Origin of the sequence: Enterococcus sp. DIV1314a (assembly GCF_051713805.1) — a bacterium.
Lineage (GTDB): Bacteria > Bacillota > Bacilli > Lactobacillales > Enterococcaceae > Enterococcus_I > Enterococcus_I aquimarinus.
In genome coordinates this window covers 228,205-252,772 of sequence record NZ_JBIOQP010000001.1, presented here as the reverse complement: position 1 = coordinate 252,772, position 24,568 = coordinate 228,205, and the positions used below count along the sequence as shown (strand labels likewise).

At 39.6% G+C, this 24,568-nt stretch carries 21 protein-coding genes and 1 pseudogene; 16 read left to right on the top strand and 6 right to left on the bottom strand.

Going from position 1 to position 24,568, the window contains the following annotated elements:
- Positions 1–14: 14 nt before the first annotated feature.
- Positions 15–2,231, top strand: coding sequence for a glycoside hydrolase family 3 N-terminal domain-containing protein (locus IGI68_RS01240; RefSeq protein ID WP_438729696.1), 2,217 nt, complete (start codon positions 15–17; stop codon positions 2,229–2,231).
- Positions 2,232–2,360: 129 nt separating this feature from the next.
- Here the strand turns inward: IGI68_RS01240 and IGI68_RS01235 are convergent, their stop codons facing one another.
- The 3 genes from IGI68_RS01235 to IGI68_RS01225 all read right to left on the bottom strand — a co-directional run bounded on the left by IGI68_RS01235 (position 2,361) and on the right by IGI68_RS01225 (position 6,435).
- Positions 2,361–4,604, bottom strand: a complete 2,244-nt coding sequence (locus tag IGI68_RS01235) for a helix-turn-helix domain-containing protein (RefSeq protein ID WP_438729693.1) — start codon at positions 4,602–4,604, stop codon at positions 2,361–2,363.
- A gap of 135 nt (positions 4,605–4,739) precedes the next feature.
- Positions 4,740–5,555 (bottom strand): ABC transporter permease subunit, encoded by an 816-nt coding sequence (locus IGI68_RS01230; protein ID WP_438729690.1) that lies wholly within the window; start codon positions 5,553–5,555, stop codon positions 4,740–4,742.
- Complete coding sequence (locus tag IGI68_RS01225) at positions 5,536–6,435, bottom strand: ABC transporter ATP-binding protein (protein WP_273230999.1); 900 nt, start codon at positions 6,433–6,435, stop codon at positions 5,536–5,538. The genes IGI68_RS01230 and IGI68_RS01225 overlap by 20 nt, the downstream gene beginning before the upstream one ends.
- Positions 6,436–6,673: 238 nt before the next feature.
- Between IGI68_RS01225 and IGI68_RS01220 the strand changes: the two genes are divergently transcribed.
- Positions 6,674–7,192 carry a DNA topology modulation protein FlaR gene (locus IGI68_RS01220; protein ID WP_438729687.1) on the top strand — a complete coding sequence of 173 codons (519 nt, stop codon included), beginning with the start codon at positions 6,674–6,676 and terminating at the stop codon, positions 7,190–7,192.
- Between the two features lie 52 nt (positions 7,193–7,244).
- On the opposite strand, the gene IGI68_RS01215 is transcribed toward IGI68_RS01220, so the two are convergent.
- A complete protein-coding gene (locus IGI68_RS01215; protein WP_071874772.1) occupies positions 7,245–7,715 on the bottom strand; it encodes a GyrI-like domain-containing protein in 471 nt (156 codons plus the stop codon).
- Between the two features lie 356 nt (positions 7,716–8,071).
- Here IGI68_RS01215 and IGI68_RS01210 point away from each other — a divergent pair, with 356 nt between their 5' ends.
- From IGI68_RS01210 to IGI68_RS01170, 9 genes and pseudogenes are all read left to right on the top strand, one after another.
- Positions 8,072–8,347 (top strand): M20/M25/M40 family metallo-hydrolase, encoded by a 276-nt coding sequence (locus tag IGI68_RS01210; RefSeq protein ID WP_438733178.1) that lies wholly within the window; start codon positions 8,072–8,074, stop codon positions 8,345–8,347.
- Entirely contained in the window at positions 8,331–9,179 is an 849-nt protein-coding gene (locus IGI68_RS01205; protein WP_438729684.1) for a YitT family protein, read from the top strand. The genes IGI68_RS01210 and IGI68_RS01205 overlap by 17 nt, the downstream gene beginning before the upstream one ends.
- 14 nt (positions 9,180–9,193) lie before the next feature.
- Positions 9,194–9,451, top strand: a pseudogene (locus IGI68_RS01200) (phospholipase D-like domain-containing protein); the annotation flags it as partial.
- 129 nt (positions 9,452–9,580) lie between these two features.
- A complete protein-coding gene (locus IGI68_RS01195) occupies positions 9,581–10,435 on the top strand; it encodes a YitT family protein (protein WP_438729681.1) in 855 nt (284 codons plus the stop codon).
- Between the two features lie 23 nt (positions 10,436–10,458).
- Positions 10,459–11,760: a Sapep family Mn(2+)-dependent dipeptidase gene (locus IGI68_RS01190; RefSeq protein WP_438729678.1), complete on the top strand. Its 1,302-nt coding sequence runs from the start codon at positions 10,459–10,461 to the stop codon at positions 11,758–11,760.
- 25 nt (positions 11,761–11,785) lie between these two features.
- Entirely contained in the window at positions 11,786–12,742 is a 957-nt protein-coding gene (locus IGI68_RS01185; protein ID WP_071874780.1) for a N(4)-(beta-N-acetylglucosaminyl)-L-asparaginase, read from the top strand.
- A gap of 34 nt (positions 12,743–12,776) precedes the next feature.
- Entirely contained in the window at positions 12,777–14,771 is a 1,995-nt protein-coding gene (locus IGI68_RS01180; RefSeq protein WP_438729674.1) for an alpha-amylase family protein, read from the top strand.
- A gap of 12 nt (positions 14,772–14,783) precedes the next feature.
- Positions 14,784–15,641, top strand: coding sequence for an ROK family protein (locus IGI68_RS01175; protein WP_373737330.1), 858 nt, complete (start codon positions 14,784–14,786; stop codon positions 15,639–15,641).
- Positions 15,642–15,716: 75 nt separating this feature from the next.
- Positions 15,717–16,442 carry a GntR family transcriptional regulator, LSA1692 subfamily gene (locus IGI68_RS01170; RefSeq protein WP_071874783.1) on the top strand — a complete coding sequence of 242 codons (726 nt, stop codon included), beginning with the start codon at positions 15,717–15,719 and terminating at the stop codon, positions 16,440–16,442.
- 47 nt (positions 16,443–16,489) lie between these two features.
- Here IGI68_RS01170 and IGI68_RS01165 read toward each other — a convergent pair whose 3' ends face one another.
- The gene (locus IGI68_RS01165; RefSeq protein ID WP_438729669.1) at positions 16,490–17,251 is read right to left on the bottom strand and encodes a DeoR/GlpR family DNA-binding transcription regulator; all 762 of its coding nucleotides are present in this window, start codon (positions 17,249–17,251) and stop codon (positions 16,490–16,492) included.
- A gap of 171 nt (positions 17,252–17,422) precedes the next feature.
- Between IGI68_RS01165 and IGI68_RS01160 the strand changes: the two genes are divergently transcribed.
- From IGI68_RS01160 to IGI68_RS01145, 4 genes are all read left to right on the top strand, one after another.
- Entirely contained in the window at positions 17,423–18,109 is a 687-nt protein-coding gene (locus IGI68_RS01160; RefSeq protein ID WP_438729666.1) for a class II aldolase/adducin family protein, read from the top strand.
- A 23-nt stretch (positions 18,110–18,132) separates the two neighbouring features.
- Positions 18,133–19,596 (top strand): rhamnulokinase, encoded by a 1,464-nt coding sequence (locus IGI68_RS01155; RefSeq protein ID WP_438729663.1) that lies wholly within the window; start codon positions 18,133–18,135, stop codon positions 19,594–19,596.
- Between the two features lie 14 nt (positions 19,597–19,610).
- On the top strand, positions 19,611–21,395 hold the full coding sequence (locus IGI68_RS01150) for an L-fucose isomerase (protein ID WP_438729660.1): 1,785 nt from the start codon (positions 19,611–19,613) through the stop codon (positions 21,393–21,395).
- A 124-nt stretch (positions 21,396–21,519) separates the two neighbouring features.
- Positions 21,520–22,590, top strand: coding sequence for a S66 family peptidase (locus tag IGI68_RS01145; protein WP_438729657.1), 1,071 nt, complete (start codon positions 21,520–21,522; stop codon positions 22,588–22,590).
- Positions 22,591–22,636: 46 nt separating this feature from the next.
- Here IGI68_RS01145 and IGI68_RS01140 read toward each other — a convergent pair whose 3' ends face one another.
- On the bottom strand, positions 22,637–23,215 hold the full coding sequence (locus tag IGI68_RS01140) for a hypothetical protein (RefSeq protein ID WP_071874789.1): 579 nt from the start codon (positions 23,213–23,215) through the stop codon (positions 22,637–22,639).
- 294 nt (positions 23,216–23,509) lie between these two features.
- Here IGI68_RS01140 and IGI68_RS01135 point away from each other — a divergent pair, with 294 nt between their 5' ends.
- Positions 23,510–24,529, top strand: a complete 1,020-nt coding sequence (locus IGI68_RS01135) for a Gfo/Idh/MocA family protein (RefSeq protein ID WP_438729653.1) — start codon at positions 23,510–23,512, stop codon at positions 24,527–24,529.
- Positions 24,530–24,568: the final 39 nt, after the last annotated feature.

The window sequence follows — 24,568 nt, the reverse complement described above, 5'->3', positions numbered from 1 at the left end:
AAGTAGGGAACACGGTGTTAAAAGAACTTCTTAGTCAAATGACGTTAAAAGAAAAAGTCGGCCAATTGAATCAACGCTTATACGGTTGGCAAGCCTATGAAAAAACAGCGGAAGGAATGATCCTCACCGATTATTTTAAAGACGAAGTGAAACGATGGGATTCACTTGGCGTAATCTACGGTCTTTTTCGTTCAGATCCTTGGTCTCAGAAGAATTTGGAGACGGGATTATCAAAAGAAGAAGCAAAAATCGTGAGTCAAATGATTCAAGATTATGTGAAAGAACATACGCGTTTAAAGATTCCCGTATTGCTCACGGAAGAATGTCCACACGGGCATCAAGGACTGGATTCGTTGACCACGCCGACAAATTATTCTGTTGGGGCAAGTTGGAATCCGAATCTTTACCAAGCAGCGCAAGCCATCGTGGCAGAAGAACTTCGCGAAAAAGGTGCGCATGTAGGATTGATCTCCACGCTTGATTTGTGTCGCGATCCTCGTTGGGGGCGGACGGAAGAGTGTTTTAGTGAAGATCCTCATTTAGCGGGTGCTTTCACAACCGCTGCGGTAAAAGGATTGCAAGGTGAGCGTTCCGAAAGGGGTTTAGCATCGAATAAAGTTTTGGCGACGTTAAAGCATTTTGCCGCGCAAGGCTCCATTATGGGGGGGCACAATGCGGCACCCGTTGAAATTGGCGAGCGCGAACTAAAAGAAATTCACTTACCGATGATGCAAGCGGGGATTGATGCCGGGGCTTTACTGTGTATGGCCGCGTATAATGATATTGACGGCGTTCCGTGTCACATTAACGAACGATTGTTAACGACAATCTTACGGGAGGAAATGGGCTTTGAAGGAGCGGTCATGTCAGATGGTTGTGCGTTAGATGGCGTGGCTCGCGTCTTAGGAGGCCCACAAACAGCCGCTTTGGCATTACAAAGTGGCTTAGATATTAGCTTATGGGACAATGTCTATCCCTATTTAGAAGAAGCTGTTTTAGAGGGTTTATTGGACGAAGCGCAGCTGGATCAAGCTGTTTACCGTGTGTTGCGCTTAAAAGAAAAACTAGGCCTCTTCGCTCAAGAAGTAGATAATGATCCAATCATAGCCACAACAGAGGAAGAAAAAATCGCGATTAATACGAAGTTAGCCGAAGAGGCAGCGGTATTGTTAAAAAACGAAGGCATCTTACCTTTAACAGCGAATACTATTTCTAAGGTTGCGTTGATTGGTCCACATATTCATAACGTGTACCATCAATTAGGCGACTACACGCCTTATAAAAACTTAACAACATGCATTACCATCGCGCAAGGTCTAAAAAATGTGGCAATGTCACAGCAAGTCGCACTTACCGACACACAAGGTTCATTGATTTCATCCCCAATTCCTGGTGCGATTGAAGAAGCTTGTGAGTTGGCGAAACAAAGTGATGTTGTCGTTCTCACGCTAGGTGGTTCAAGTGCGCGTGATTTTTCAACCGAATTTGATGCTAACGGTGCGGCATTGTCAGGCTCAAATGAAATGACAAGTGGCGAGAATATCGATTTGGCTGACTTAGCGATTCCGACTCCGCAAATGGACTTGTTAAAAGCGTTACACGCAGTCGGCAAACCGATTGTCGCCGTCGTAGTAGCCGGTCGTCCACATCTCTTAAAAGATTGTTTACCGTATGTGGACGCTTTGTTAGTCTCGGGCTATCCGGGACAACACGGTGGTCAAGCGATTGCTAATTTATTATTTGGCTTGAGTAATCCTAGTGGGAAACTAGCCATCTCGATTCCAGATGAAAATGGTCAATTACCCGTTTATTACAATTATCGCGATACCCCTTTTAAACAAGATTATCTGGATATTTCCGGTCGTCCGACGTTCACTTTTGGTGAAGGGCTGAGTTATACTAATTTCGATATCCATGAGACAAAAGTCAAACAGACCTCAGAAGGTTTTGTCGTCACTGGCAAATTGACGAATACGGGTGAGTATGCCGGGGCGCAAGTCATTCAAGTGTATGCCAAAAAATATTCAAATGATGTCTTGCCTCGCGTCAAAAAATTATGTGGCTTTACAAAAGTCTTTGTTGAAAAAGGTCAAACACACCCTTTTACCATTCAGATTGCTGCAAAAGAGTTAAGTGATTTTGATTTAGAACTGAAACCAAGACGTTTCAAAGACTTCCAGCTACAAGTTGAAACCACGAATTATAGCGAAACATTTTCTTGTTCACAGTAAGAAACATCAGTTAAAGAAATCGAAAAAATAAACGAAAGGCCCGGATATTTGAGGGTCTTTCGTTTATTTTTTTCATTATAGATCGCTCTTAAAGCGCGAAGGAGCGCTTTATATTGAGTGAAAAATTAGCTAGCCTTCGCGGTACATCGTCCGGTATTGGCCTGGTGTCACTCCAACGGTCGTGCGGAATTTACGTGTGAAATTCGAAACGTCATAATAACCGTTACTTTGAATAATCTCTTTAATCGACTGATCGGTCTCCACTAACGCCTGCTTAATTTTTTCAAGACGAAGATTGGCGATGTATTTTGCAAAAGTGGTATTGGTCTCTTCTTTCATGATTTTATTAATCATCGTAGGTGTTAGATTAAAATGGTCTGAAATCGATTCTAACGATAAAAAGTCGGTATTGTAGTGGGCATCGATATAACTGAAAAGCGCCTCTTTTACATGCGATTCTTCCTCTCGCGCTTTTGTTGCGACTTTTTGGCAAATCATTTGTGTGATTTCTTGGAGTTTCTTGTGCAACTGTTGATAATCTTTGACGTCAATTAACACTTCTAATTCGGTTAAAAGGGCGTCACCGATAACAGCAATGCCAACGTGAGCATACGTATTCATAATATAGTAACTATACATCCGGAATGTTTGTAAAGTGACACAATATTGGACACCATAATGAATCAGTTCTTCTAAGGTTTCTAATGCAACGCCTTCATTTCCTAAATGTAAACTTTGAACTAATTTCAATTGCTTATCTTCAGGAAAATGGAAACTTCGATGGTCTTGTGGTGTCGAAGCACTAATCGATTCAAAGAAAAAAATCTGTCCTTGTGGATTTTCAAAGCGATAATCTAAAGCAGTTAGTGCTTCAATAAAGGAATGTTTGATTCCTTTGAGACTTGCTGTTTCTTTTCCAATGCCAATCGGTAACGTCACGTCGGAGAAATTACGCATATCTTCGACAATTCTTTCGACGATTTCCTCTTGGGTAAGCTCGCCAGAGGAAGCGATAAGGAACGTAACGGCTTCTTCTTCTAAACATTTCGTCCCGCACCACTCAAAGTGAGCATACTGAATATGATTGAGTTCTTTAAGCAATTGATTACTAAAAGAATCGCGATAAAGAGCCGGAGAATGACTCGTTGCCTCAAAAGAAATCACAATCGTAAAATAGCGTGCGGTTGCTTGTTGAATAATAAGTGGCGAAAATAATTCCTGTAAACTTAATTCGTCGGTTCGTTGTCCGGTTAAGAGTTGATGCAAGAGACTTTCTTTAATAAAAGGTGTTTGTTGTTTGATTTCTTCTTTCAAATGCGAGTTTTCGGTTAAAAAAGTTGATAATTTACCATGGACTTCTTCAAAAGAAAGGGCGCGTTTTTGCGGTTGTTCATGTTCGTGTTTTAATAACAAGCGTTCAATTTTTTCATAAGGACGATACGAATGTCGACCGAGGAAAATACTCGAAAATAATCCAATAATCAAAATACCGATAATCGTGTAGATCGACGCTTGATAAATCTGAGTCAGACGTGCACTTGCTAGGTCAGTATTTAGCACATAGACATATTCCAAATCGAGAAGATCATTCGTAAATTGATGCAATAGATAGTTTTTATTCTCCCAACGAAAAGATTCAGAAAGACTGCCTTTTGTGGCTAATTTTTTATTTAATGCAGTAGCGAGTTCGGGATTATTATTGGAAAAACCGAGTAATTTATCTTGCGAATTAACTAAATAAAAATCACCGTGTGCTTCATTTAATAATGGCGAAAAAATAGCATCAATACTCGATTTACGAAGGACATAAATCATCGATGCGCTGTTTTTACCGAATGCATCTTGAATAGGGACGACATAAAAGAATGATTTGTCACCATAGACTTTTTCTTCGAGAATCGAAAAAGATGGAATTGGCGCATTTAATAATGTTAAGAGTTCTTCTTTATCCACATTTTGTTGGCGCAGTTCAATCAGAGCATCGATTTTAGTACTACCGTTTGCCGAATAGAATGTTTCAGGATCTTCAGGATAAAAAAGATAGGCTTCTTCAATCATCGAATTATTTAAACGATACTTGGCTAATGCGGAACGACTATCGATGTTTTCGTATGGATCCGCTAAGTATTCTAACGAAATCGCAGAATCGTACGGCAATTGTTGAGAAATCAAATCTAGTTGACTTAAATCGCTCTCAAAACTCGCTTTCGCTTGTAAGAGGGCATTCTTTGACGATAGTTCGAGCTGCTGGGTGACGCTGTGACGGGATGTCGTATACCAGACAAGTGACATCGGGATAAAGATTAAGGCAAAAAAGAAAATATAACTAAAAATAGAATACTGTAAAATATTCAATTTTCGAATCCATTTCATAAAAAAACTCCTTATCGTAAAAAGTATGCGTTACCATTATAACAGAAAATGAGAAGATAAGAAGATTTTCTCATGAAAAAAACAAAAGAAAATGAACAAATGGTTGATTGTCACATTCTTTTGTTTATTACTCATTTAATGACGAAAATCTTTTCGATGATAAACGAAAAAAGTGAGAGCGATAAAGAGCAAACTAATCAAGAAAAGGATTCCTTTGTGAGGAAAACCTTGTTCTAAAATGGTTGCCGGAATGCCTTGATGGATCGGTGATAAGGAGGCCAGGAAGTCGAGTGGCGCATATAAATTCGACACAATTCCTAAGAGATAAAAACCAAACACGATGCTAAGGGCAACGCTAGTTCCTTGATTGGCATGGTGAATGAGTGTTGATAGGAACATTCCCAAAGTTAAAAAGAACCATAAGACAAACCATTCATTCCAGTAAATCGCGCTAATCCCTTCAACAATGGCCGCAACGGTATCCGTCTTTTCCTTAAAGAGTAGTAAACCACCGAGTGAGGTACAAGCGGATACGAACCAAAAAAGACTTAGAATAATGGTTTGAACGAACCATTTATTTGCGACGATTTGCTCACGTGAAATCGGTTGTGCATATAAAAAGTCGATAGTACCGGCCGATTCTTCTTGAATAAGGGATTGAATGCCGAGTAAAATCGCGTAAACACAAGCTGCCAAAAACAGATATTGAAAATAATAAGCAAAAAAGCCTAATGGTTGTAAAAGATTAGCCGGACCGCTCAAGGAGATATGAAACGTTGCCAGCAAACTTTCAGGGAACTCGCTCATGAGAGTAGCCATGGAGTCTTTGAGTACTGGTGTAAACATTTGTGGATAGATGGCGGAAAAAAGCAGACTTAGCAATGAGAAAACCGCCGTCCAAATGAGCAAACTTTTTCGTTGATTACGCCATTCAATTTTTGAAAGAATCATCGATTGTCCCTCCTTCGTAAAGTGACATAAATTGATCTTCGATAGTCGGTGTATGAATCGTGAAATCAAGAATCGATTCTTGCCTTAAAAATAGAAGGAGTTCATCTTTTTCTCCCTGATACAGGGCTCTCCATACGTCATCATGATGTTCAAGAATCTGGAAAGAAGATGGGAAATCTACTATTTGAAGGGTCTTCGTTTTGATTTCAACGACTTTACCTAAGGAATGATCGGTTGAAATCGGTTGAATCGTTAGTAATTTGCCTTGACGAATAAAAGCCGCTCGATGCGCGTGTTCTTGAATTTCTGCTAGTTGATGGCTTGATAAAAAAATCGTCATTCCTTGTTGATTACGCAATGTTAACTCTGTAAATAAGCGATGTTGCATGAGTGGATCTAATCCGTTCGTTGGTTCATCTAACATAAGCAAACGCGGCTTGGGCAATAAACTACACGCTAACGCAATTTTCTTTCGATTACCAAGCGAAAGTTCGGCGACTTTTTTATGAGCGTCCATTTCAAAGAGCTCGATTAAGCGCTTGATTTCACGAGTCGGTTGGCTTATTTTGTGGAAATCAGCAACCGACTGAAGGAGTTCCATTGTGGTAAATTGAGGATAAAAAGCCACTTCCGAAGAAACGTACGTTGTCACTTTGCGAATGGCTTTTGCCTCTTTTTGGGTATCCATCCCGAAAATGGCTAACGTGCCCGTTGACGGTTTAATAAAATCGAGCAAGGCTTTAATCGTGGTGGATTTTCCAGCACCATTTGGCCCAATAAAACCAAAAATTTCTCCTTCCGCGACTTGTAGCGAAAGGTCACTTACAACGGTGTTCCCGTGATAGTTCTTTGAAAAATGCTCAATGACAATCGCTGACATCTTTTTCTCGCTCCTTCGAAACATGTTTTCTTTAGTGTAGTTCTTGTCAGAGAATTAGTCAAAGAGTATCTGTATTAGAAAAGTATCGTGATGGATTAGATAGGAAGGATAGGGAGTGATTTGGAGGTAACTCAAAAAATGCGCTAACAATCTAAAAAGAAAAGAGTAGCCACTATTCTTTTTGTCAAAAAAATGCTATTCTTTTACGGCAAATGAAATCAGGGGATGGAGGATTCAAATGAAAATTGCGATATTTGGTTATTCTGGAAGTGGTAAATCAACGTTAGCTGCTTTTTTGGGAGAGCAACATCAACTTCCAGTGCTGCATCTCGATACCGTCCAATTTATTGAAAATTGGCAAGAACGCAACCGGCAAGAAGCCTTACAAATGGTTGCGACGTTTATGGAACAAGACTCCTGGGTTATTGACGGTAATTATTCGAAATTTTATCAGGAAAGACGTTTAGAAGATGCAGATTACGTGATTATGTTACTCTTTTCGCCTTTTGCTTCATTAAAAAGAATTATTGAGCGACGCGTCAAGTATCGCAATACAGCGCGACCAGATATGGCAGAGGGCTGTCCTGAAAAAATTGACGGTGAATTTTTATGGTGGGTCCTTTATAAAGGCAGAAATAAAGCAAAGCGTCAATACTATCAAGCCATTCAAAAAACATATCCAGAAAAAGTGATTGTGATAAAAAATCAACAACAATTAACACGATTTTATCAACAACAACACATGAAGCTACGCTAAACAAAAGTCCTTTCCTGATGTTATTCACCAGAAAAGGACTATTATTTGTGTATTAGAATTCGTCTTCATCTCGAGGAAGTGGGATCGCAATTTGAGTGACAAATTCTTCCACTATTTGATTTTTAGATGGATGGAAACCAATGAGATAAATTTCACGAGAAGGGATTCCAATAGGAAGTTCTCGTTCATTTAAATAGGCTTCAATTGCTTGATAACCGGCGTTTAGTTGCTTATAGCTACCCTTATGAATCGTCGTTGCAAAGTCATTACCCGCAATGATTTTATTATGGAATGGTTCAACTACGCCAATTTCTTCGCTAACAGGCAAACAAACCTCAATATCGGCTTCTTCACTGTTATAGGATTCGTCGTAGTAAAGGGCAAATGGTGCACCATCGACGCGTTCTTTTGCTAAATCAAAGAGTAAATCAAAATAGTCGCCAATTTCTTTGTATTGTCCCGTATAACGAATAGAAATGACTCGAGTATCTGGAATTGGTTGAATGTTTACTTGATAATTCATTCGTGTTCCTCCTTGTCTCATCTAATTTTTGAATATCTCTCTTTATTTTATTACTATACCACAAAGAGCAAGAAATATCTGATTCGAGGAATTCATGTAAGCATTGATTGACTTTCATGAGCCTATCTACGTTCTTCAGCGATCATCGTGCGTAAAATAGTGATTGATTCTATCTAATAAAACTCTCAAACTTTTGAATATTAAGATACAATCAGAATGCTATAAGTAGGAAGAAATGGAGGGGTTATCATGTCGAGATAAAGAGTTTTGAAAACGTTTATAAATCTAGTGGGGATTGATTCAGTTTCAAAAGATGAAGGGGCACTCCATCAGTTTTTGAAGGAGAAGTTGACGGCATTGGGAATATTGGCGATGACGAACCGGTCATGGCTTTATTTATCCAATCGGTTGAAAATCTTGGTTATCCATTGATTCGTGAAACAAGTGGTGGTGGGAGTGATGCCAATATTTTTAATCTTGGTGGAAAACCATGTGTGAATTTTTCAATTGGTTACGATAAGATTCATACGACAGATGAATTTGTTGTCATTGACGAAATGGAAAAAGCAGTGAATTTAGTCATTGAGTTAGTTAAAAATGCACCCGAAAAGATTCGTGAACGAAATGAATAAGCAAGTCAAAAATAGTGTATTACTCGTGTTAGCCATCTTAATCTTAGCCGTATCGGTTAATATGTTTTTAGGACCTCACCATATTGCTGCTGGAGGTGTCAGCGGGATTGGGGTTTTAGCAGAGTCTTTATTTGGAATTAATCGAGCGTGGGTAGTCTTGGGGTTAAATGTTGTGATGTTAATCTTAGCGGCTATTTTCCTAGGGAAGAGAGTGTTTTATAAGACATTAATTTGCAACATCTTATTTCCTTTGTCGTTAAGAGTGGTTCCCCAAATCATGTTAACAGAAGATCGGTTACTATCAGTCATTATGGGAAGTGTGATTTTTGCGTCAGGAGTGCCTATTTTATATAGTATTCAAGCTTCAAGTGGCGGCACAACCATCCCGCCGCTGATTTTTCAAAAGTATTTTAATATAAATACATCAGTCGGACTCTTTTTTACGGACATGGTCATTGTTTTTATGAGTTTGTATGTTTTTGGAATAGAAGAATTTTTATTTGCTATTTTGTCCATCGGTTTAACGTCTATTGTGATGACGTATATCGAAACCGGACTAAAGCGGCGCAAAGCCATTATGATTTTAAGTATCAATCATTCAGAAGCGATTCGGGTGAAACTGTTAGATGAGGTTAATCGCGGTATGACATTATTTGATGTAAGGGGAGGTAAAGATAGCATTGAACGCGATATGATCATGACTGTGGTAAGTAATCAAGAATATCCTAAGGTACGTGAAGTTATCGAAGCCGTTGATCCAACTTGTTTTATGATTACTTATGAAGTGTCGGAAGTTCATGGACTAGGCTTTACGTATCAGCCGATTCAGTAAAAAAAGAGGCTTTCTTACATGGAAAATATATGATTATTGACGATACGATTGCAACGATTGGGTCAACGAATTTTGATGTTCGTAGTTTTTATTTAAACCATGAAATCTCGGCTTTTATTTATGGACCGTCGAAGACAGTAGTTGAAATTATCAACCAATTTAAAGAGGATCTCTTAAAATCAGAACAAGTCACTCAAAAACAACGAGCAACACGTTCTATCAGCCAAAGAATTAAAGAACGTTTGAGTGCCTTTTTCGCCCCCTTATTATAAGTCAAAAAACTTGTCATGCTTTTTTAGGTGACAAGTTTTTTGATCTGTCCTAAAAGTGATTGTCATTTTTATTTTTTAGTATATACTACGTAGTATATACTATTTCTTTTTTTGAAGGAGATTACGGTTGTGTTAAAAGATCAAGTAAAGAAGCATTCAAAAATTATCATTGCTTGTTTGTATGCGTTAACAGTTTCAATTGCCTTTAACTTTTTTTGGCTGCCTGGAAGAATTTATGCAAGTGGGATTACCGGTTTTTCGCAACTCATTGTGTCAGTAGTAGAGAGTTTTTTAGGAATTTCTTTTTCGATTCCTTTCCTTGTTTTATTAATGAATCTTCCCTTGCTGATAATTTCTTGGTTTGTCATTAATCGATCGTTTACGAAGTATACGATCTTAGCCGTTTTACTCACTTATTTTTTTATGAGTATAGTTCCAGTGAAGATAATTGTCACCGATCCGATTTTAGCATCGATTGTCGGTGGCGTTTTACATGGAGCGTCTGTGGGGATCACGTTAAATAGTGATTTTTCAACAGGTGGTTTAGATATTATCGGAATCTTGGTGAGAAAAAAGAGTGGTCGCTCCATTGGTAGTATCTTTATTATTTTTAACTGTTGTATTCAATTTATCGCTGGATTTTTATATGGGTGGCAATATGCCTTTTATAGTGCATTAGCGGTTTTTATTAGTGGGAAAACCGTCGATTTTGTGAATACAAAGCAAAAAAAAGTGCAAATTATGTTAGTGACAGAGCACTCTGAAGAATTGATTCCGATGCTTCAACATTTACTAAAGCGAGGCATTACGATTGTCAACAATGTAGAAGGTGGCTTCTTAAAAGAAGAAAAGAAAATTTTATTTATCGTTGCGAGCCAAAAAGAAGTGAATTACTTAAATCAACTGGTGAAGAATGTTGATGAGCATGCGTTTATGAGTATCTCGCCAGGAGTTGTGACGAATACAAAATTTTATGAATGGTAAAAGAACAGAGAAGGAGTGACGGAATGAAACAAGCTCATTTTAAAAAACTAATTCAGGCTAATAAAGAATTATTTTACCAAGATTTAGCGCAATTGATTGCGATTCCTAGCGTCAAAGGACAAGCGCAAGTCGGTGCGCCGTATGGCATCGAAAATAAAAGAGTGCTAGAGAAAATCATGGAGATTGCGGAATCTTATGGCTTTAAAGCGCATCTAGTTGATGATGCGGTTGCTTATATCCAAGTGGGCGAGGGCGATGAGTATGTTGGGATTGTGGGTCATTTAGACGTCGTCGAAGCAGGCGGCAAGTGGACATATCCGCCATTTGAACTAACTAAAGCCAACGGTAAGCTTTATGGTCGGGGTATTTTAGATAATAAAGGACCGATTTTTTCATGTTTATATGGATTAAAATTACTGATCGATCAAGGTTATCGATTCGACAAAACCATCCGTATTCTTTTTGGGAGTGATGAAGAGAGTGGTTCGTCTGATATTCCTCGCTATTTAAATCAAGAGAAAGCACCCGTTTTTGCCTTTACGCCAGATTGTAAATACCCCGTCGTTTACGGCGAACGAGGCATTCTGAATGTGGTATTTGAGACAACCCTTTCAGCGCAAAGCCTGGCGTTGATTTCTGAAATTGACGGGGAACAAGGTCGAAGTTTTGTGCCAGATGTTTTAAGTTGTGTGGTTGAAGGACAAGTGCTCGCCGTTCAAGGGAAGCGAGCACCATCGAATGCCCCGGATTTAGGGAGCAATGGGATTACGTTACTCGCTGAAAAAATTAAAGAAACAACAACAAACGAAGAATTAAAACATTATTTCACATGGCTTTATGATTGTCTACACGAAAAACATTTAGGACAAGGTCTCAATATGGCTTGGCAAGATGAAATGAGTGGCTACTTAAATGTCACCCCTTACTTGTTAGAAAAGACCAAGCCTGGATTTAAACTTGGTTTGTCTGTACGTTACCCAGTGTCCTTTACGCAAGAGCAAGTGATGGCTGGTTTAGAGCAAGAGGCCAATGAGCAAACAACAGTAACATTAGTCCGAAGTTTACCGAGTTTATTAATCGATAAAAACCGTCCAGAAATCGCGCAATTAACCAAAGCGTATGATGACGTAACGGGTCTCGAGAGTACACCCGTTACGACAACGGGTGCGACGTATGCCCGTTTCTTACCGAATACCGTGGCATTTGGACCATCTTTCCCAGGTCAAAAAGGCATTGCGCATAATGTCGATGAATACATGGATGAAAGTGATTTGTTACTGAATATGGAAATTTATATGCATGCCATGTTAAATCTTTGCGAATAAAACAAACAATTAGGAGGAGTAATAGATGAGTTATGGAATGATTGCAACATGGAGAATGGCTTGTGATGGTATCGCAGCCGCAACGCAAGCATTAGCCGAAGGTGGATCGTCGCAAAAAGCGATTGTGGATGCGATTAAAATGGTAGAAGATTATCCCTTTTATAAATCGGTTGGTTATGGAGGGTTACCCAATGAAGTCGGGATGGTCGAACTCGATGCGGCCTTTATGAATGGTGACAACTTTGATATTGGTGCGGTTGCAGGTAGCCGTAGTGTAAAAAATCCGATTGTTGTAGCTGAAAAATTAAGTCATGAGCGTTTTAACTCGTTCTTAGTTGGTGACGGTGTGGCTAAATATGCTATTAAAGAAGGCTTTGAGCTGCAAAATATGCTAACGGAACGAGCAAAAAAAACGTGGCAAAATCGTCTAGAAGAGATACGCCATTCAAATTTAAGTCCGTATGATGGACATGATACCGTGGGGATGGTGGCTTTAGACCAAACAGGAAGCATGTCTTGTGGCACTTCAAGTAGTGGGTTATTTATGAAAAAAGAAGGACGTGTCGGCGATTCTCCGTTGTCTGGATCAGGATTTTATGTCGATAGTGAGATTGGTGGGGCAACAGCAACTGGACTAGGGGAAGACTTGATGAAAGGTTGTCTAAGTTATGAAACCGTGCGTTTGATGGGAACAGGGATGCATCCTCAAGCAGCGGTCCAACAAGCGACAATGGATTTTGCGAAACGCTTAGAACGTCGTAAAGGAAAATGTGGCGCCTTCTCACTCGTTGCAATGAACAATCAAGGAGAGTGGGGCGTTGCGACGAATGTCGAATTTTCATTTGCGGTGGCAACCGACCAATTAGCACCCACGATTTACTTGGCCTATCCTGCCGAAGATGGCGGCAATCCACAGATTGAAGTCGCAAGCCAAGAATGGTTAGATGCATATCAAGCAAGAATTACGGCACCGATTAAATAAAAAATAAAAAGGTAAAAAAAGAGGAGAATAATACATGCGTTCAAGACAAGTCCATTTAGATTTCCATACAAGTGAGTTCATTCCACATATCGGTGAACAGTTTAATAAAACCGCTTTTGTCGAAACATTAAAAGCGGCTCACGTCGATTCGATTACCTGTTTTGCGCGATGTCACCATGGGATGTTGTATTATCCAAGTAAAACGCATCCGGAGTTGATTCATCCAGGACTCGAAAATCACCAGTTATTAATTGATCAAATTGATGCTTGTCATGAAGCAGGGATTGCTGTACCAATTTATACAACCGTTCAGTGGGATCACTACATTATGAAGAATCATCCAGAATGGTTAGCGGTGGATGATCAAGGGGAATTCATCGATACACAAGGCGTACCGGCGCCGCATTTTTATAACACGATTTGCTTGAATAGTCCATACCGTGCGTTTTTCAGAGAACATCTACTGGATATCATTGAGGTCGTTGGCAAAGAAAAAGTCGATGGGATTTTTATGGATATCTTATTTGCTGTTGATTGTGACTGTCATTATTGTCAAGTCGAGATGGAAAAATTAGCGATTGATCATACGATTAAAAATGAACGTTTGAAGTATTCAAAAATCATGCTCCATGATTTTAAAGAAGAGATTTCTGAAATGATTTGGTCGATTTCCTCCAAAATAAACGTTTTTTATAATGGGTCGCATATTGGTCCAAATGATAAAAATAGTTTACCATTTTATTCGCACTTAGAGCTAGAAAGTTTACCAAGTGGTGGTTGGGGCTATGATCATTTCCCAATTACGGCCCGCTATGCCCGTAACTTAGGGAAAGAATTTCTGGGGATGACGGGAAAATTCCATACGTATTGGGGGGATTTCCATTCATTAAAAAATAAAGCAGCGATGGAGTTTGAAGTCTTTAATATGTTTGCTCAAGGGGCACAAGGTTGTTCAATTGGGGATCAATTACATCCTGATGGGGCATTATCAAAAGGTGCTTATGACTTAATTGGACACGTTTTTGAAACGGTAGAGAAGATGGAAGAAGATTGTCAATATGCCTTTATTCCAATGACTGAAATTGCCGTTTTAACACCTGAAGAATTTTGGATTCCAGGTTCAGATGCTCCAAGAACAAGTCCAGCAATTATTGGGATAACAAGAATGCTCCAAGAACTGAATTATCAATTTGACATTATTGATTCTGCGATGAATTTTGAAAAATATCAAGCGATTATTTTACCTGATGTGATTCCGTTTAGCGAAACAATCGCAGACAAATTAACGACCTTTACAAAGCAAGGCGGTAAAGTGATTGGCACTTTTGAATCTCTCATTAATCCAACAACGACGAAACAAGCGTTCTATGGCATTGATTATTTAGGTGAAGGGACGTATGAACGCGACTTTATTTTACCAAATGAGCAATACGGAAAAGACTTACCTAAAGAAGAATTTGTTTCGTATATCCGTGGGACGGAAATTACCCTGAACGGCGCCGAAAAACTGGTGGATCGGATAAAACCTTACTTTAACCGGGAAGGAGAAACGTTTATTTCGCATCAACATGCGCCGTCAAAACGTGAAATTGGCGCACCAGAATTAACGAAATTTGGGAACGTGTATTACTTTGCCCATCCAATCTTTACCTTATACCGTAAAAATGCACCACAATTTATAAAAGAAATTTTCAGTGATGTCTTAGCAGAATGTGTCACACACAAGCAACTGATTCATAATGGACCATCCTCGTTACAGATTACAGCGAATACATCAAAAGACCAAGACGTGATTGTGCTACATGGATTACATTATTTAACAGAGAAAAAGTCAGAAGAGATTTATACCATTGAAAATCATTATCCATTACTCGATATTTCAATGAAATGTTTTGTAGGCAATAAAAAAGTAACAAAAGTGGTGGATGTCTTGAATCAAAAAGAATTAGTATTTGAAGTGAGTGAAGGGTATGTTACGATTCATCAAGAGGTATTAGTCCCTCATGTAGTTTATAAAATTGTCTTTTAAGGTGGGAAATAGATGGCCATATTAACGATTGATATTGGTGGTTCAAGTGTGAAAAGTGCGATTTATACCGGAGAATTAGCCGATCGTAAACAGTTTTATTCACCAGAAAATTTAGTGAAGATGCAAGAAAACCTTGATGAAATGATTATGTATTACTTAAAAAAGTATGACATTACCGCGATTGCCTTTAGTGTGCCAGGGATTGCCAATCAGGAAACAGGTCGGGTGGATGGCGTCAGCTCCTTACGTTATATTCATGATTTTGATTTTATTGCGTATTTTAAAGAAACGTATCAACGACCCATTTATTTTGAAAATGATGCCAACAGTGCTTGTAAGGCGGAAGTCCATTTAGGTATTGCTGGGGATGTTAAGAATGCCCTCTTTATGGTGATTGGTACTGGTGTTGGGGGAACGATTATCTCAAATGGTCAAATCCAACCAGGAGAACATGCTTATGGTGGGGAATTTGGTATGATGTTAGTCGATGGCCGCCGAGAGTTAAGTGAACTTGGTTCTGCTGTGCACATGGCACGCAAGTATTCAAAGTTAAAAGGGAAAGAGTATACAGGCGAAGAGGTCTTTGCTTTAGCAGAAGCAGGCGAAGTCGATGCGGTGACGGCAACAGAGGAACTGTATCACTACTTAGCTTTAGGCATTTACAATATGCAGTATACGATTGATCCAGAATACATTGTTTTAGGTGGCGGTATTACCAAAAAAGCTGATTTACTCGATCATCTTTATCGGAAACTAGCAGAAATCATGAATTACGGTCAACGCTGCCCCATTATGCCAAAGATTCGTATCGCAAAATTTGGAAATGATGCCAATTTAATTGGCGCGGCATTAACGGCTGAAGGAAAATAATGAAAAAACAGACTGGATCAAAATAATGGTTCCAGTCTGTTTTTTCCATGCTATACTAACAAGTGAGGTGAAGGTATGAGTGAAAGACATTCCACAAAAGTAAAATTTGAGGCTGTGGCCCAAAACATTCAAGAACGGATTAACGAAGGGATTTATGTGAGTTCGCAAAAATTACCTTCGGAGTATGATTTAGCCAAAGAGTTTGAAGTGAGTCGCTTGACAATCCGTAAAGCCATCGATGAACTCGTTCAAAAAAATATTTTATTTAAACTAAAAGGCAAAGGCAGTTATGTGATGTCGCCGCAGAAAATTCAAAGTGGCCGATCAGGTCTCCAAGGATTTACGGAAGCCGCCAAGGAATATGGGAAAACGAGTCGGACAGAAGTAATTTCGTTTAAGACATTAAAAACGGTCCCTGAAACTATTTTAGAAGCCTTAAAATTAACGAAAGGACAGCCCGTCAAAGAGTTGATTCGTCGTCGGATGTATGATGAGGAGCCAATGACGGTCGAAAAACTGTATTTACCAGAACTGACTGTCGAAGGGTTGACTGCGAAAGATTTTGAAGGTTCTTTGTTTCAATTACTCGAAGAAAAAATTGAAATTGCCTATTCGCATCAAGAAATTGAAGCGATATTGGTGACAAAAGAGTTAGAAAAATGGTTAGCCGTTCCTTTAGGAAGTCCTTTATTACAAGTGGATTCATTGACCTATACGAAGGATGCCGCACCGATTCTTTATGACCGTTCTTATTATCGAGCAGATAAATATACGTTTAAAAATACTTTGATCCGTAATTAATAAAAGTCTGAACAAACTCCGACTAGGGAGTGTTCAGACTTTTTTAGTTATTCAGGGTATAACAGTTCGACATCTTTTGTTTCGAATAAGTTCAAGTAATTTGAATGAGGCATTTGATTGGTTACAACGGCATCGTAGTCCTCAAAGTTGCCAATTTTAAAGAAATGAGTAGAATCAAATTTTGAATCATCGACGAGTAAAATTTTTTGTTTGGCGCGTTGCATCATTTCTTTTTTGAGATTCGCTTGGCTAAAGCTTGTCTCATAAATGCCATCTTGATCAATGCCACGACAAGAGAAAAAAGCTAAATCAAAGCGAAAAGATTCAAAGACGGGATCTTGACCAGAAGGGAAAATCGCATTTGAATTCATTTTAATTTCGCCACCGGTAATAAAGATTTTTAACGATTCATTATTCGATTCACTAAGGATAGTCGCAGTCTTAAGACTATTCGTGATGACGACTAAATTCGGAATGGTCATAATGGCATCAATGATTTGTTGGACAGTACTGCTAGAATCAAGAAATAGACACATCCCGGGTCCAATAAAATCTTTGGCTAAATCAATGATGATTTTTTTCTTTGAGAGGTTTTTATTCTCACGATAGGTATGAGAAAACTCAATATTTGATGCTTGCGTAAGCATCACACCGCCGCGAACGCGCGTCACGACTTTTTGATTTTCTAATGAAATTAAGGCGCGTCGAATCGAAGAAGTACTGCAATGCAGCAGCTCACATAATTCAGCGCTACGAACCATTTTTTTCTTAGCTAAAATTTCTAAAATCTCTTTTTCGCGAATATCCATGAGCATCCCTCCAGTGATAATTGTAGCACAAACTGAACGGAAATGAACAATTATGAACGAAAAAGAAGCTAAAAAGAGAGCGTTTTCTATTCTTTTGTTCAAGCAGTCTTTTACGCTAGAAAATAAGTATAATAAACACAGATAGAATCAGAATACTGGAGGAATCAATCAATGAATGAACAGTTAATTAGAGAACAAATCTGCGATGTTTGTAATAAAATGTGGCAATTAGGGTGGGTAGCCGCGAATGATGGGAATGTTTCAGTAAAATTAGATGAAAATACATTCTTATGTACACCAACAGGAGTTAGTAAAAGTTTTATTACTCCTGATAAGTTAATTAAAATTGATCAAAACGCCAATATTATTGAGGCCCAAGGGGATTACCGTCCGTCAAGTGAAATTAAAATGCATCTACGGGTCTATCAAGAAAGACCTGATGTTGGGGCTGTCGTTCATGCACACCCACCGGTAGCAACTGGTTTTGCGTTAGCGCATGTGCCGCTTGATAGCTATTCACTAATTGAAAATGCCATTGTGATTGGTTCCGTCCCGATTACTCCCTTTGGCGTTCCCTCAACGAATGAAGTACCAGAAGCAATTGCGCCTTATCTAGCAGAACATGACGTGTTATTATTAGAATATCATGGTGCTCTCGCGGTGGGTTCAGATATTATTACGGCTTTTTATCGGATGGAATCATTGGAGCTCGTCGCTAAAACGACTTTCTATGCTCGCATGTTACTAGGTGGAAAACAAGAAGAAGAAATTCCGCGTGAAAAATTAGAAACGTTATTTGAAATGCGTAAAAATTATGGGGTTACCGGCAAACATCCAGGGTACAAAAAATATAGCTAAGCAAACAAAGGACGGGAAAAGTGATGCAAAAAAATGTATTAGCCTTTGATTTTGGCGCTTCTTCTGGTCGAGCGATTGTTGGGAAATATTACCACGGGAAACTTGAACTAGAAGAAGTTCATCGTTTCCCTAACTATCCTGTGGAAGAAGAGGGAGGCTTGTATTGGGACATTGATTATTTGTTCCAACAAGTCATCAAAGGCATTGAAGTCGCAACAAATAACTATCCAATCGACAGTCTAGGCATCGATACTTGGGGTGTTGACTTTGGTTTATTAGATAAAGAGGGTCAATTGCTAAAAAAACCAAGGAACTATCGCGATCCACGAACAAAAGACATTTTGGCCAAGGTGAATCCAATCTTGCCTTTAGAAGAAATTTATCAACAAACAGGAAATCAATTGATGGAGATCAATACCTTATTTCAACTCTTAGCGATAAAATGGCAAGATCCGGAACTTTTCAAAAAAGCAGATCAGTTATTAATGATGCCCGATTTATTAAATTATTTATTAACCGGTAAAAAAGTAGCAGAAAGAAGTATTGCTTCAACGGCTCAGTTAGTTAATCCTCATTCAAAGGAGTGGGATGAAACGTTATTACAGACGTTTGATTTGCCAAAGAAACTCTTCCCAACGCTCGTTGAAGCAGGAAATTCTTTAGGCTATATCAAACCAGCACTTGGGTTACCTAAAATCGAAGTCTTCAATATCTGTGAACATGATACAGCCAGTGCCGTCGTTAGTGTGCCAAGTAATCAACGATTTTTGTTTGTTTCTTGTGGGACTTGGTCATTAGTCGGAACAGAACTGCCAGCGCCGATTATCAACAACAAAGCGTTTCATTACAATTTAACGAATGAAAGCGGAATCAACGGATCGACTCGTTTTCTGAAAAATTGTACGGGTCTTTGGATTATTCAAGAAGTGAAACGGAATTTTGAATCATTAGGACGAACGTATTCTTTTGCAGAAATGACGGATCAGGCCAATCAAGCAAAGCCGTTCCAATGTCTGATTGACACGGATGATGCGGTTTTTGTAGCACCTGGGAATATGATTCGTCGCATTCAAGAGTATGCAAAAGAAACACAACAATCAATTCCTGAAACAGACGGGGAGATTGCTCGTTGTGTGTATGAAAGTCTCGCCATGAAATATAAATATACTTTCTTAGAAATTACCGATGCTGTTGGTGCCGAGTTTGACACCGTAAATATTGTCGGTGGCGGTTCGCAAGCGGCAATCCTTTGCCAAATGGTAGCAGATGCCTCCAACATGCGTGTTTGCGCAGGACCAGTTGAAGCGACAGCAATTGGCAACGTCGCCGTTCAATTAATGGCACAAGGTGTCTTTGAGGATTTGACTGCTGTACGTGAATGGGTCAAAGAGGTTGCTGAAGTCAAATACTACTATCCTACGCTAAATAATCGCGAGTGGGATCGTCAGTTTTCGCGTTATCAAAAAATAATGAATATGAAAAAATAAAGGAGTAATGACGAATGAAAAATTATCCAAAAATTGGAATTAGACCAACGATCGATGGCCGTCAAGGTGGCGTTCGTGAGTCTTTAGAAGAAAAAACAATGGCGATGGCGCACGCGGCCAAAGAACTGATTGAACGTTCCTTGCGTTATGCTGATGGCACACCTGTGCAATGTGTGGTTGCCGAGCGAACGATTGGCGGCCGGGGAGATGCTGGAATCGTGGCGGAACAATTTAGTCGTGAAAATATTGTCGCAACGTTATCGGTGACGCCAAGTTGGTGTTATGGAACCGAAACAATGGATTTAGCCTCAGATACCATTAAAGCGATATGGGGATTTAATGGCACGCAGCGTCCAGGTGCCGTTTATTTAGCAGCAGCGATGGCCGGTTATGCCCAAAAAGGACTTCCAGCTTTTAAAATCTATGGACACGATGTACAGGATTTAGAGGATCACTCCATTCCAACAGATGTGGCGGAAAAGATTTTATCATTTGCGCGTGGGGCATTTGCAGTCGGACAAATGAAAGGAAAATCGTATGTAAATATTGGTTCTTCTTGTATGGGGATTGCAGGATCACAAGTCGACGATTCTTTCTTTGGTAAGTATTTAGGGATGCCCGTGGAATATGTTGACATGACAGAAATCTTGCGTCGGATGACGTTAGGAATTTATGATGAAGCTGAGTACAAGAAAGCTTATACGTGGATTCAAGAAAAATGTCAAGAAGGGATTGATATTAACGTTGGCAAAGAATACCCTGAAGTGATTACGAAATCCAAAGTCGTCCCAGCTGATCAAGATTGGGATTTTATCGCTAAACAAGCAGTGATTATCCGTGATATTTTATTTGGTAATGAACAATTAGCTGAAATTGGTTGGAAAGAAGAAGCTCGGGGACGTCATGCCATTGCGGGCGGTTTCCAAGGTCAACGTCAATGGACAGACTGGTTGCCAAATGGGGACTTTACAGAAGCAATCATGGCTTCAACCTTTGACTGGAATGGACCACGACCCGTCACGGCTTTTGCAACGGAAAATGATACTCTAAATGCGGTTGCCATGTTATTTGGGACCCTTGTAACCAATAAAGCACCGATTTTCTCGGATGTTCGGACGTATTGGAGTCCAGAAGCGGTTGAAAATGTGACGGGTAAAACATTAACTGGTAAAGCAGAAAATGGGATTTTACACCTGATTAACTCAGGCGCTTCCGCTTTAGATGGGAGTGCCGCAGCCAAAGATGAACATGGTAATGGCACAATGAAAGAGTTTTGGAACATGACGGATGAAGATGTGGAGGCATGTTTAGCAGCAACGGACTGGTGTCGTGCTAACTACGAGTACTTCCGTGGTGGCGGGTATTCTTCGCACTTTAAGACAGCCGCTGAAATGCCCGTGACGGTTATTCGCTTAAATATGGTAGAAGGCGTCGGCCCGACCTTACAAATTGCGGAAGGTCATACCGTTGTTCTAGAAGATGACGTGCATACTATTTTAGATGAAAGAACCGATAAAACGTGGCCAACAACTTGGTTTGCACCAAACTTAGGCGAAGCCGGTTTTGAAACGGTTTATGACGTGATGAATGCTTGGGGATCCAATCACTGTGCAACCGTTCATGGTCATGTCGGGAATGATCTCATTACGCTCGCAAGTATGTTACGAATTCCAGTGGCGTTACATAACGTGCCTCGTGAACGAATTTTCCGTCCGCATGCTTTTAGTGGCTTTGGGACGAAAGATTTAGAAGGAGCCGATTTCAAAGCATGTGAACATTTCGGTCCGCTCTATCAATAAACAGTTAATTTTAAGTTAAAAAGGAGTACTCCTAGCGAATACTCCTTTTTTGTTGTATTTTGATCATCAAGTGATCATCAAATAAGGTATAATGAACAACATATTCAAAAGGAGGGATGACACGATGTTAAAGGCACAGCCGTTAAAAAAAGGCGATAAAGTAGCAATCGTGAGTTTATCGAGTGGTACTTTAGGCGAATCGTTTTGTGCACACAATCTCGAAATTGGGACGAAGCGCTTAGAAGAAATGGGGCTGATTCCGATTTTTATGCCACATGCACTAAAAGGGATGGACTATGTAGCCAATCATCCAGAAAAAAGAGCAGCCGATTTGAAAGAGGCGTTTTCTAATCCAGAAATGAAAGGCATCATTTGTGCGATTGGGGGCGATGATACGTATCGAACAATTCCTTACTTATTAGACGATCCGGATTTTATATTAAGTGTTAAACAACAGCCAAAACTTTTTACCGGTTACTCCGATACAACGGTGAATCATTTGATGTTTTATCGTCTCGGACTGACGACTTTTTACGGGCCATCGTTTTTAACCGATCTCGCTGATATCGGGCCTCAGATGTTACCGTATACGAAAGAGCAATTTTTACGTTATTTAGGCCAAGGAACCACCGAAGACACACGTGGTAGTTCTATTTGGTATGAAGAACGACACGATTTTTCAGCCGCAGCTATCGGAGAAGAACGAATCGCTCATCAAGAAACGAATGGACCAATCTGGTTACAAGGCCAACCATCCATCACGGGAGTCCTACTTGGTGGCTGTTTGGAAAGTCTGTATGATTTAGTAGCGGGGAAGCGCTATTCGGATGAACAAACCATCAATGAGCGTTACCAGTTATTCCCAACAAAAGATGAATGGGCTGGGAAAATTGTATTTTTAGAAACGTCAGAAGAAAGACCCACACCAGCACTATTTAAGGAGATGCTCTTCGCGTTAAAAGCACACCACGTTTTTGAAAAAGCTGCTGGATTAATTGTCGGAAAACCGCAAAATGAAGTGTATTGGACAGCGTATCAAGACATTTTAATCGAGGTCATTGACGATGCGACGTTCCCCATTTTATACAATCTAAATTTTGGTCATGCGTACCCACGGATGATTTTGCCGTATGGCGTTGAAGTGACGATTCAAGAGGATGGTCGAATGGTCTTTAACGAAAATTGGTTTGCTTAAAACAAAAAAAGAGATGCTTTTTAGCATCTCTTTTTAATTGGAATGATTATTCAGCAACAGTGATTTCGCCCGTTACGGTCGCACCTTTGCCATCTTTATCTAAATCAGCAGACTCTTTGTATTCTTCTTTAGTGAAAGTGATGTTTCCATCAACTTTTGTACCGATTAAAGAAAAACCGTTTGCGTTCACTTCGATATCGCCTTTGATTGTTCCGTAGAAGACAGTGAAGTTTTCAGAGTTTACGATTACTTTTGGAGCAGTTAATGTGAAGTTTTCTAAAATGTTAAATTTGTCATCTTGAGTGTGTAATGCTAATTTACGATAAATGGCTGCTGAAGCATCATCTTTATCGTGGAATTCGCCATCAACGACTAAATCTTGATCAAACGTTAAATCAGCAGTTGCTGCCGCAATCCAAGTACCGTCTGCTGATAAAGCATTGGCGATCACTTCAGGACTGTCACTAATTGATGCGGAAGTCACAACATCTTCTGTCGTGCTTGCAACAGATGACTCAGGTGTTGAAGTGCTTGATTCAGTAGCATTATCTGAACTACATGCTGCTAATAGTCCGCCACTTAATAATACAGTTGTTGCAAGTGTTGCAAATTTCAATGATTTCATAATAAATCCCCCACAGTTCTTTTGTTTTTTTACCTCACTCATTCACAAACATTCGTTAAAATGAGTCGTGCAAAGAGAATTGAACACTCTTTACAGTATTTATTCTACACACAAAAGGTGAAAATGTCTAATGAATTAAGAGAATTTAAGTAAAAACTATCATTTCATGAATCGCAAGATAAGGAAGTGACCGTCATTTTTCGTGAAGTTTCCTTAGTCGCTTTTTTATTATATAATAAGAAAAACAGAAGGACATAACTGTTGTATTAATGAAGTAGAAAAGAGGAAGTTTAGATGAAATTCGCCTTGGTTAGCGCATGGCATGTTCACACGCATAAATTTATGCAAAAAGCTATAGCAAAAGATGCTGAATGTTTGTATGTTTGGGATATTGAAAAAGAACGCGGAGAACAGTTCGCCCAACAGTATGGGGGACGTTATGAAGCTGATTACCAAAAAATTTTGCAAGATCCTTGCGTCGAAGCAGTGGTCATTGAAGCGCCCACCTCGATGCACAAAGAACTGATTCTTCTTGCCGCGCAATCCCGTAAACATATCTTTAGTGAAAAACCGCTAGCGTTGACAATGGCTGATTGTATAGAGATTCAAGAGGCGGTGGAAAAAAATGGTGTAAAGTTTGTGCTTTCGCTAGAAGCGTTGGCACATCCCGTTTATCAAAACATTGGGAGTCTTTTGAAAGAAGGAGTTATCGGGGATGTGACTTCGATTTATTTTCGGCGGTCACATGGAGCAGTTGTCCATCAGCATTTACCAAAATATTGGTTTGATACGGAACAAACAGGCGGGGGCGTTACACTTGATTTGGGGTGCCATGGCTTGACACTGTTGCCATATTTTGCTGGGGAACCTAAAAATATAACGTGTGTAATGAATGAATTGTATCATAGTGGAATCGATGAACACTCGAGTACGGTCATTGAATTTGAATCAGGTGTGATTGCAACGATGCACGTGTCAATGATCGGTACGTCATTAGACAATTATTTGGAACTAGTGGGGACGCAAGGCATCATCCAAGTCATTGGTAACGAATATGAAGAGCAATTTGTCTTTTTACAAAGTAATCAAAGAACAGGATATGAGAAAAAATGCTTGCTTCCACTAGAAGAAGTACGTGAAGAGAATCCTTATCCGATTGAACGTTTTATTGACCTGGTCGATCATTCGCTCGAACGGACGATCGCCGATTACGATTTCACGGTAGCTAAACGAGTCACCCGTCTGATTGAGTGTGCGTACGCCTCTGCCAAAACGGGCCAGACGATTCGTTACAACACACCCCTAGCGAAATGAAGGAACTAAAAAGGGTACGAGGATTTTGATCCGCGTACC

Excerpts from the sequence above, each read along its gene's own strand:
- IGI68_RS01235 (WP_438729693.1), bottom strand. The coding sequence starts at position 4,604 with ATGAAATGGATTCGAAAATTGAATATTTTACAGTATTCTATTTTTAGT.
- IGI68_RS01230 (WP_438729690.1), bottom strand. The coding sequence starts at position 5,555 with ATGATTCTTTCAAAAATTGAATGGCGTAATCAACGAAAAAGTTTGCTC.
- IGI68_RS01225 (WP_273230999.1), bottom strand. The coding sequence starts at position 6,435 with ATGTCAGCGATTGTCATTGAGCATTTTTCAAAGAACTATCACGGGAAC.
- IGI68_RS01220 (WP_438729687.1), top strand. The coding sequence starts at position 6,674 with ATGAAAATTGCGATATTTGGTTATTCTGGAAGTGGTAAATCAACGTTA.
- IGI68_RS01215 (WP_071874772.1), bottom strand. The coding sequence starts at position 7,715 with ATGAATTATCAAGTAAACATTCAACCAATTCCAGATACTCGAGTCATT.
- IGI68_RS01190 (WP_438729678.1), top strand. The coding sequence starts at position 10,459 with ATGAAACAAGCTCATTTTAAAAAACTAATTCAGGCTAATAAAGAATTA.
- IGI68_RS01185 (WP_071874780.1), top strand. The coding sequence starts at position 11,786 with ATGAGTTATGGAATGATTGCAACATGGAGAATGGCTTGTGATGGTATC.
- IGI68_RS01180 (WP_438729674.1), top strand. The coding sequence starts at position 12,777 with ATGCGTTCAAGACAAGTCCATTTAGATTTCCATACAAGTGAGTTCATT.
- IGI68_RS01175 (WP_373737330.1), top strand. The coding sequence starts at position 14,784 with ATGGCCATATTAACGATTGATATTGGTGGTTCAAGTGTGAAAAGTGCG.
- IGI68_RS01170 (WP_071874783.1), top strand. The coding sequence starts at position 15,717 with ATGAGTGAAAGACATTCCACAAAAGTAAAATTTGAGGCTGTGGCCCAA.
- IGI68_RS01165 (WP_438729669.1), bottom strand. The coding sequence starts at position 17,251 with ATGGATATTCGCGAAAAAGAGATTTTAGAAATTTTAGCTAAGAAAAAA.
- IGI68_RS01160 (WP_438729666.1), top strand. The coding sequence starts at position 17,423 with ATGAATGAACAGTTAATTAGAGAACAAATCTGCGATGTTTGTAATAAA.
- IGI68_RS01155 (WP_438729663.1), top strand. The coding sequence starts at position 18,133 with ATGCAAAAAAATGTATTAGCCTTTGATTTTGGCGCTTCTTCTGGTCGA.
- IGI68_RS01150 (WP_438729660.1), top strand. The coding sequence starts at position 19,611 with ATGAAAAATTATCCAAAAATTGGAATTAGACCAACGATCGATGGCCGT.
- IGI68_RS01145 (WP_438729657.1), top strand. The coding sequence starts at position 21,520 with ATGTTAAAGGCACAGCCGTTAAAAAAAGGCGATAAAGTAGCAATCGTG.
- IGI68_RS01140 (WP_071874789.1), bottom strand. The coding sequence starts at position 23,215 with ATGAAATCATTGAAATTTGCAACACTTGCAACAACTGTATTATTAAGT.
- IGI68_RS01135 (WP_438729653.1), top strand. The coding sequence starts at position 23,510 with ATGAAATTCGCCTTGGTTAGCGCATGGCATGTTCACACGCATAAATTT.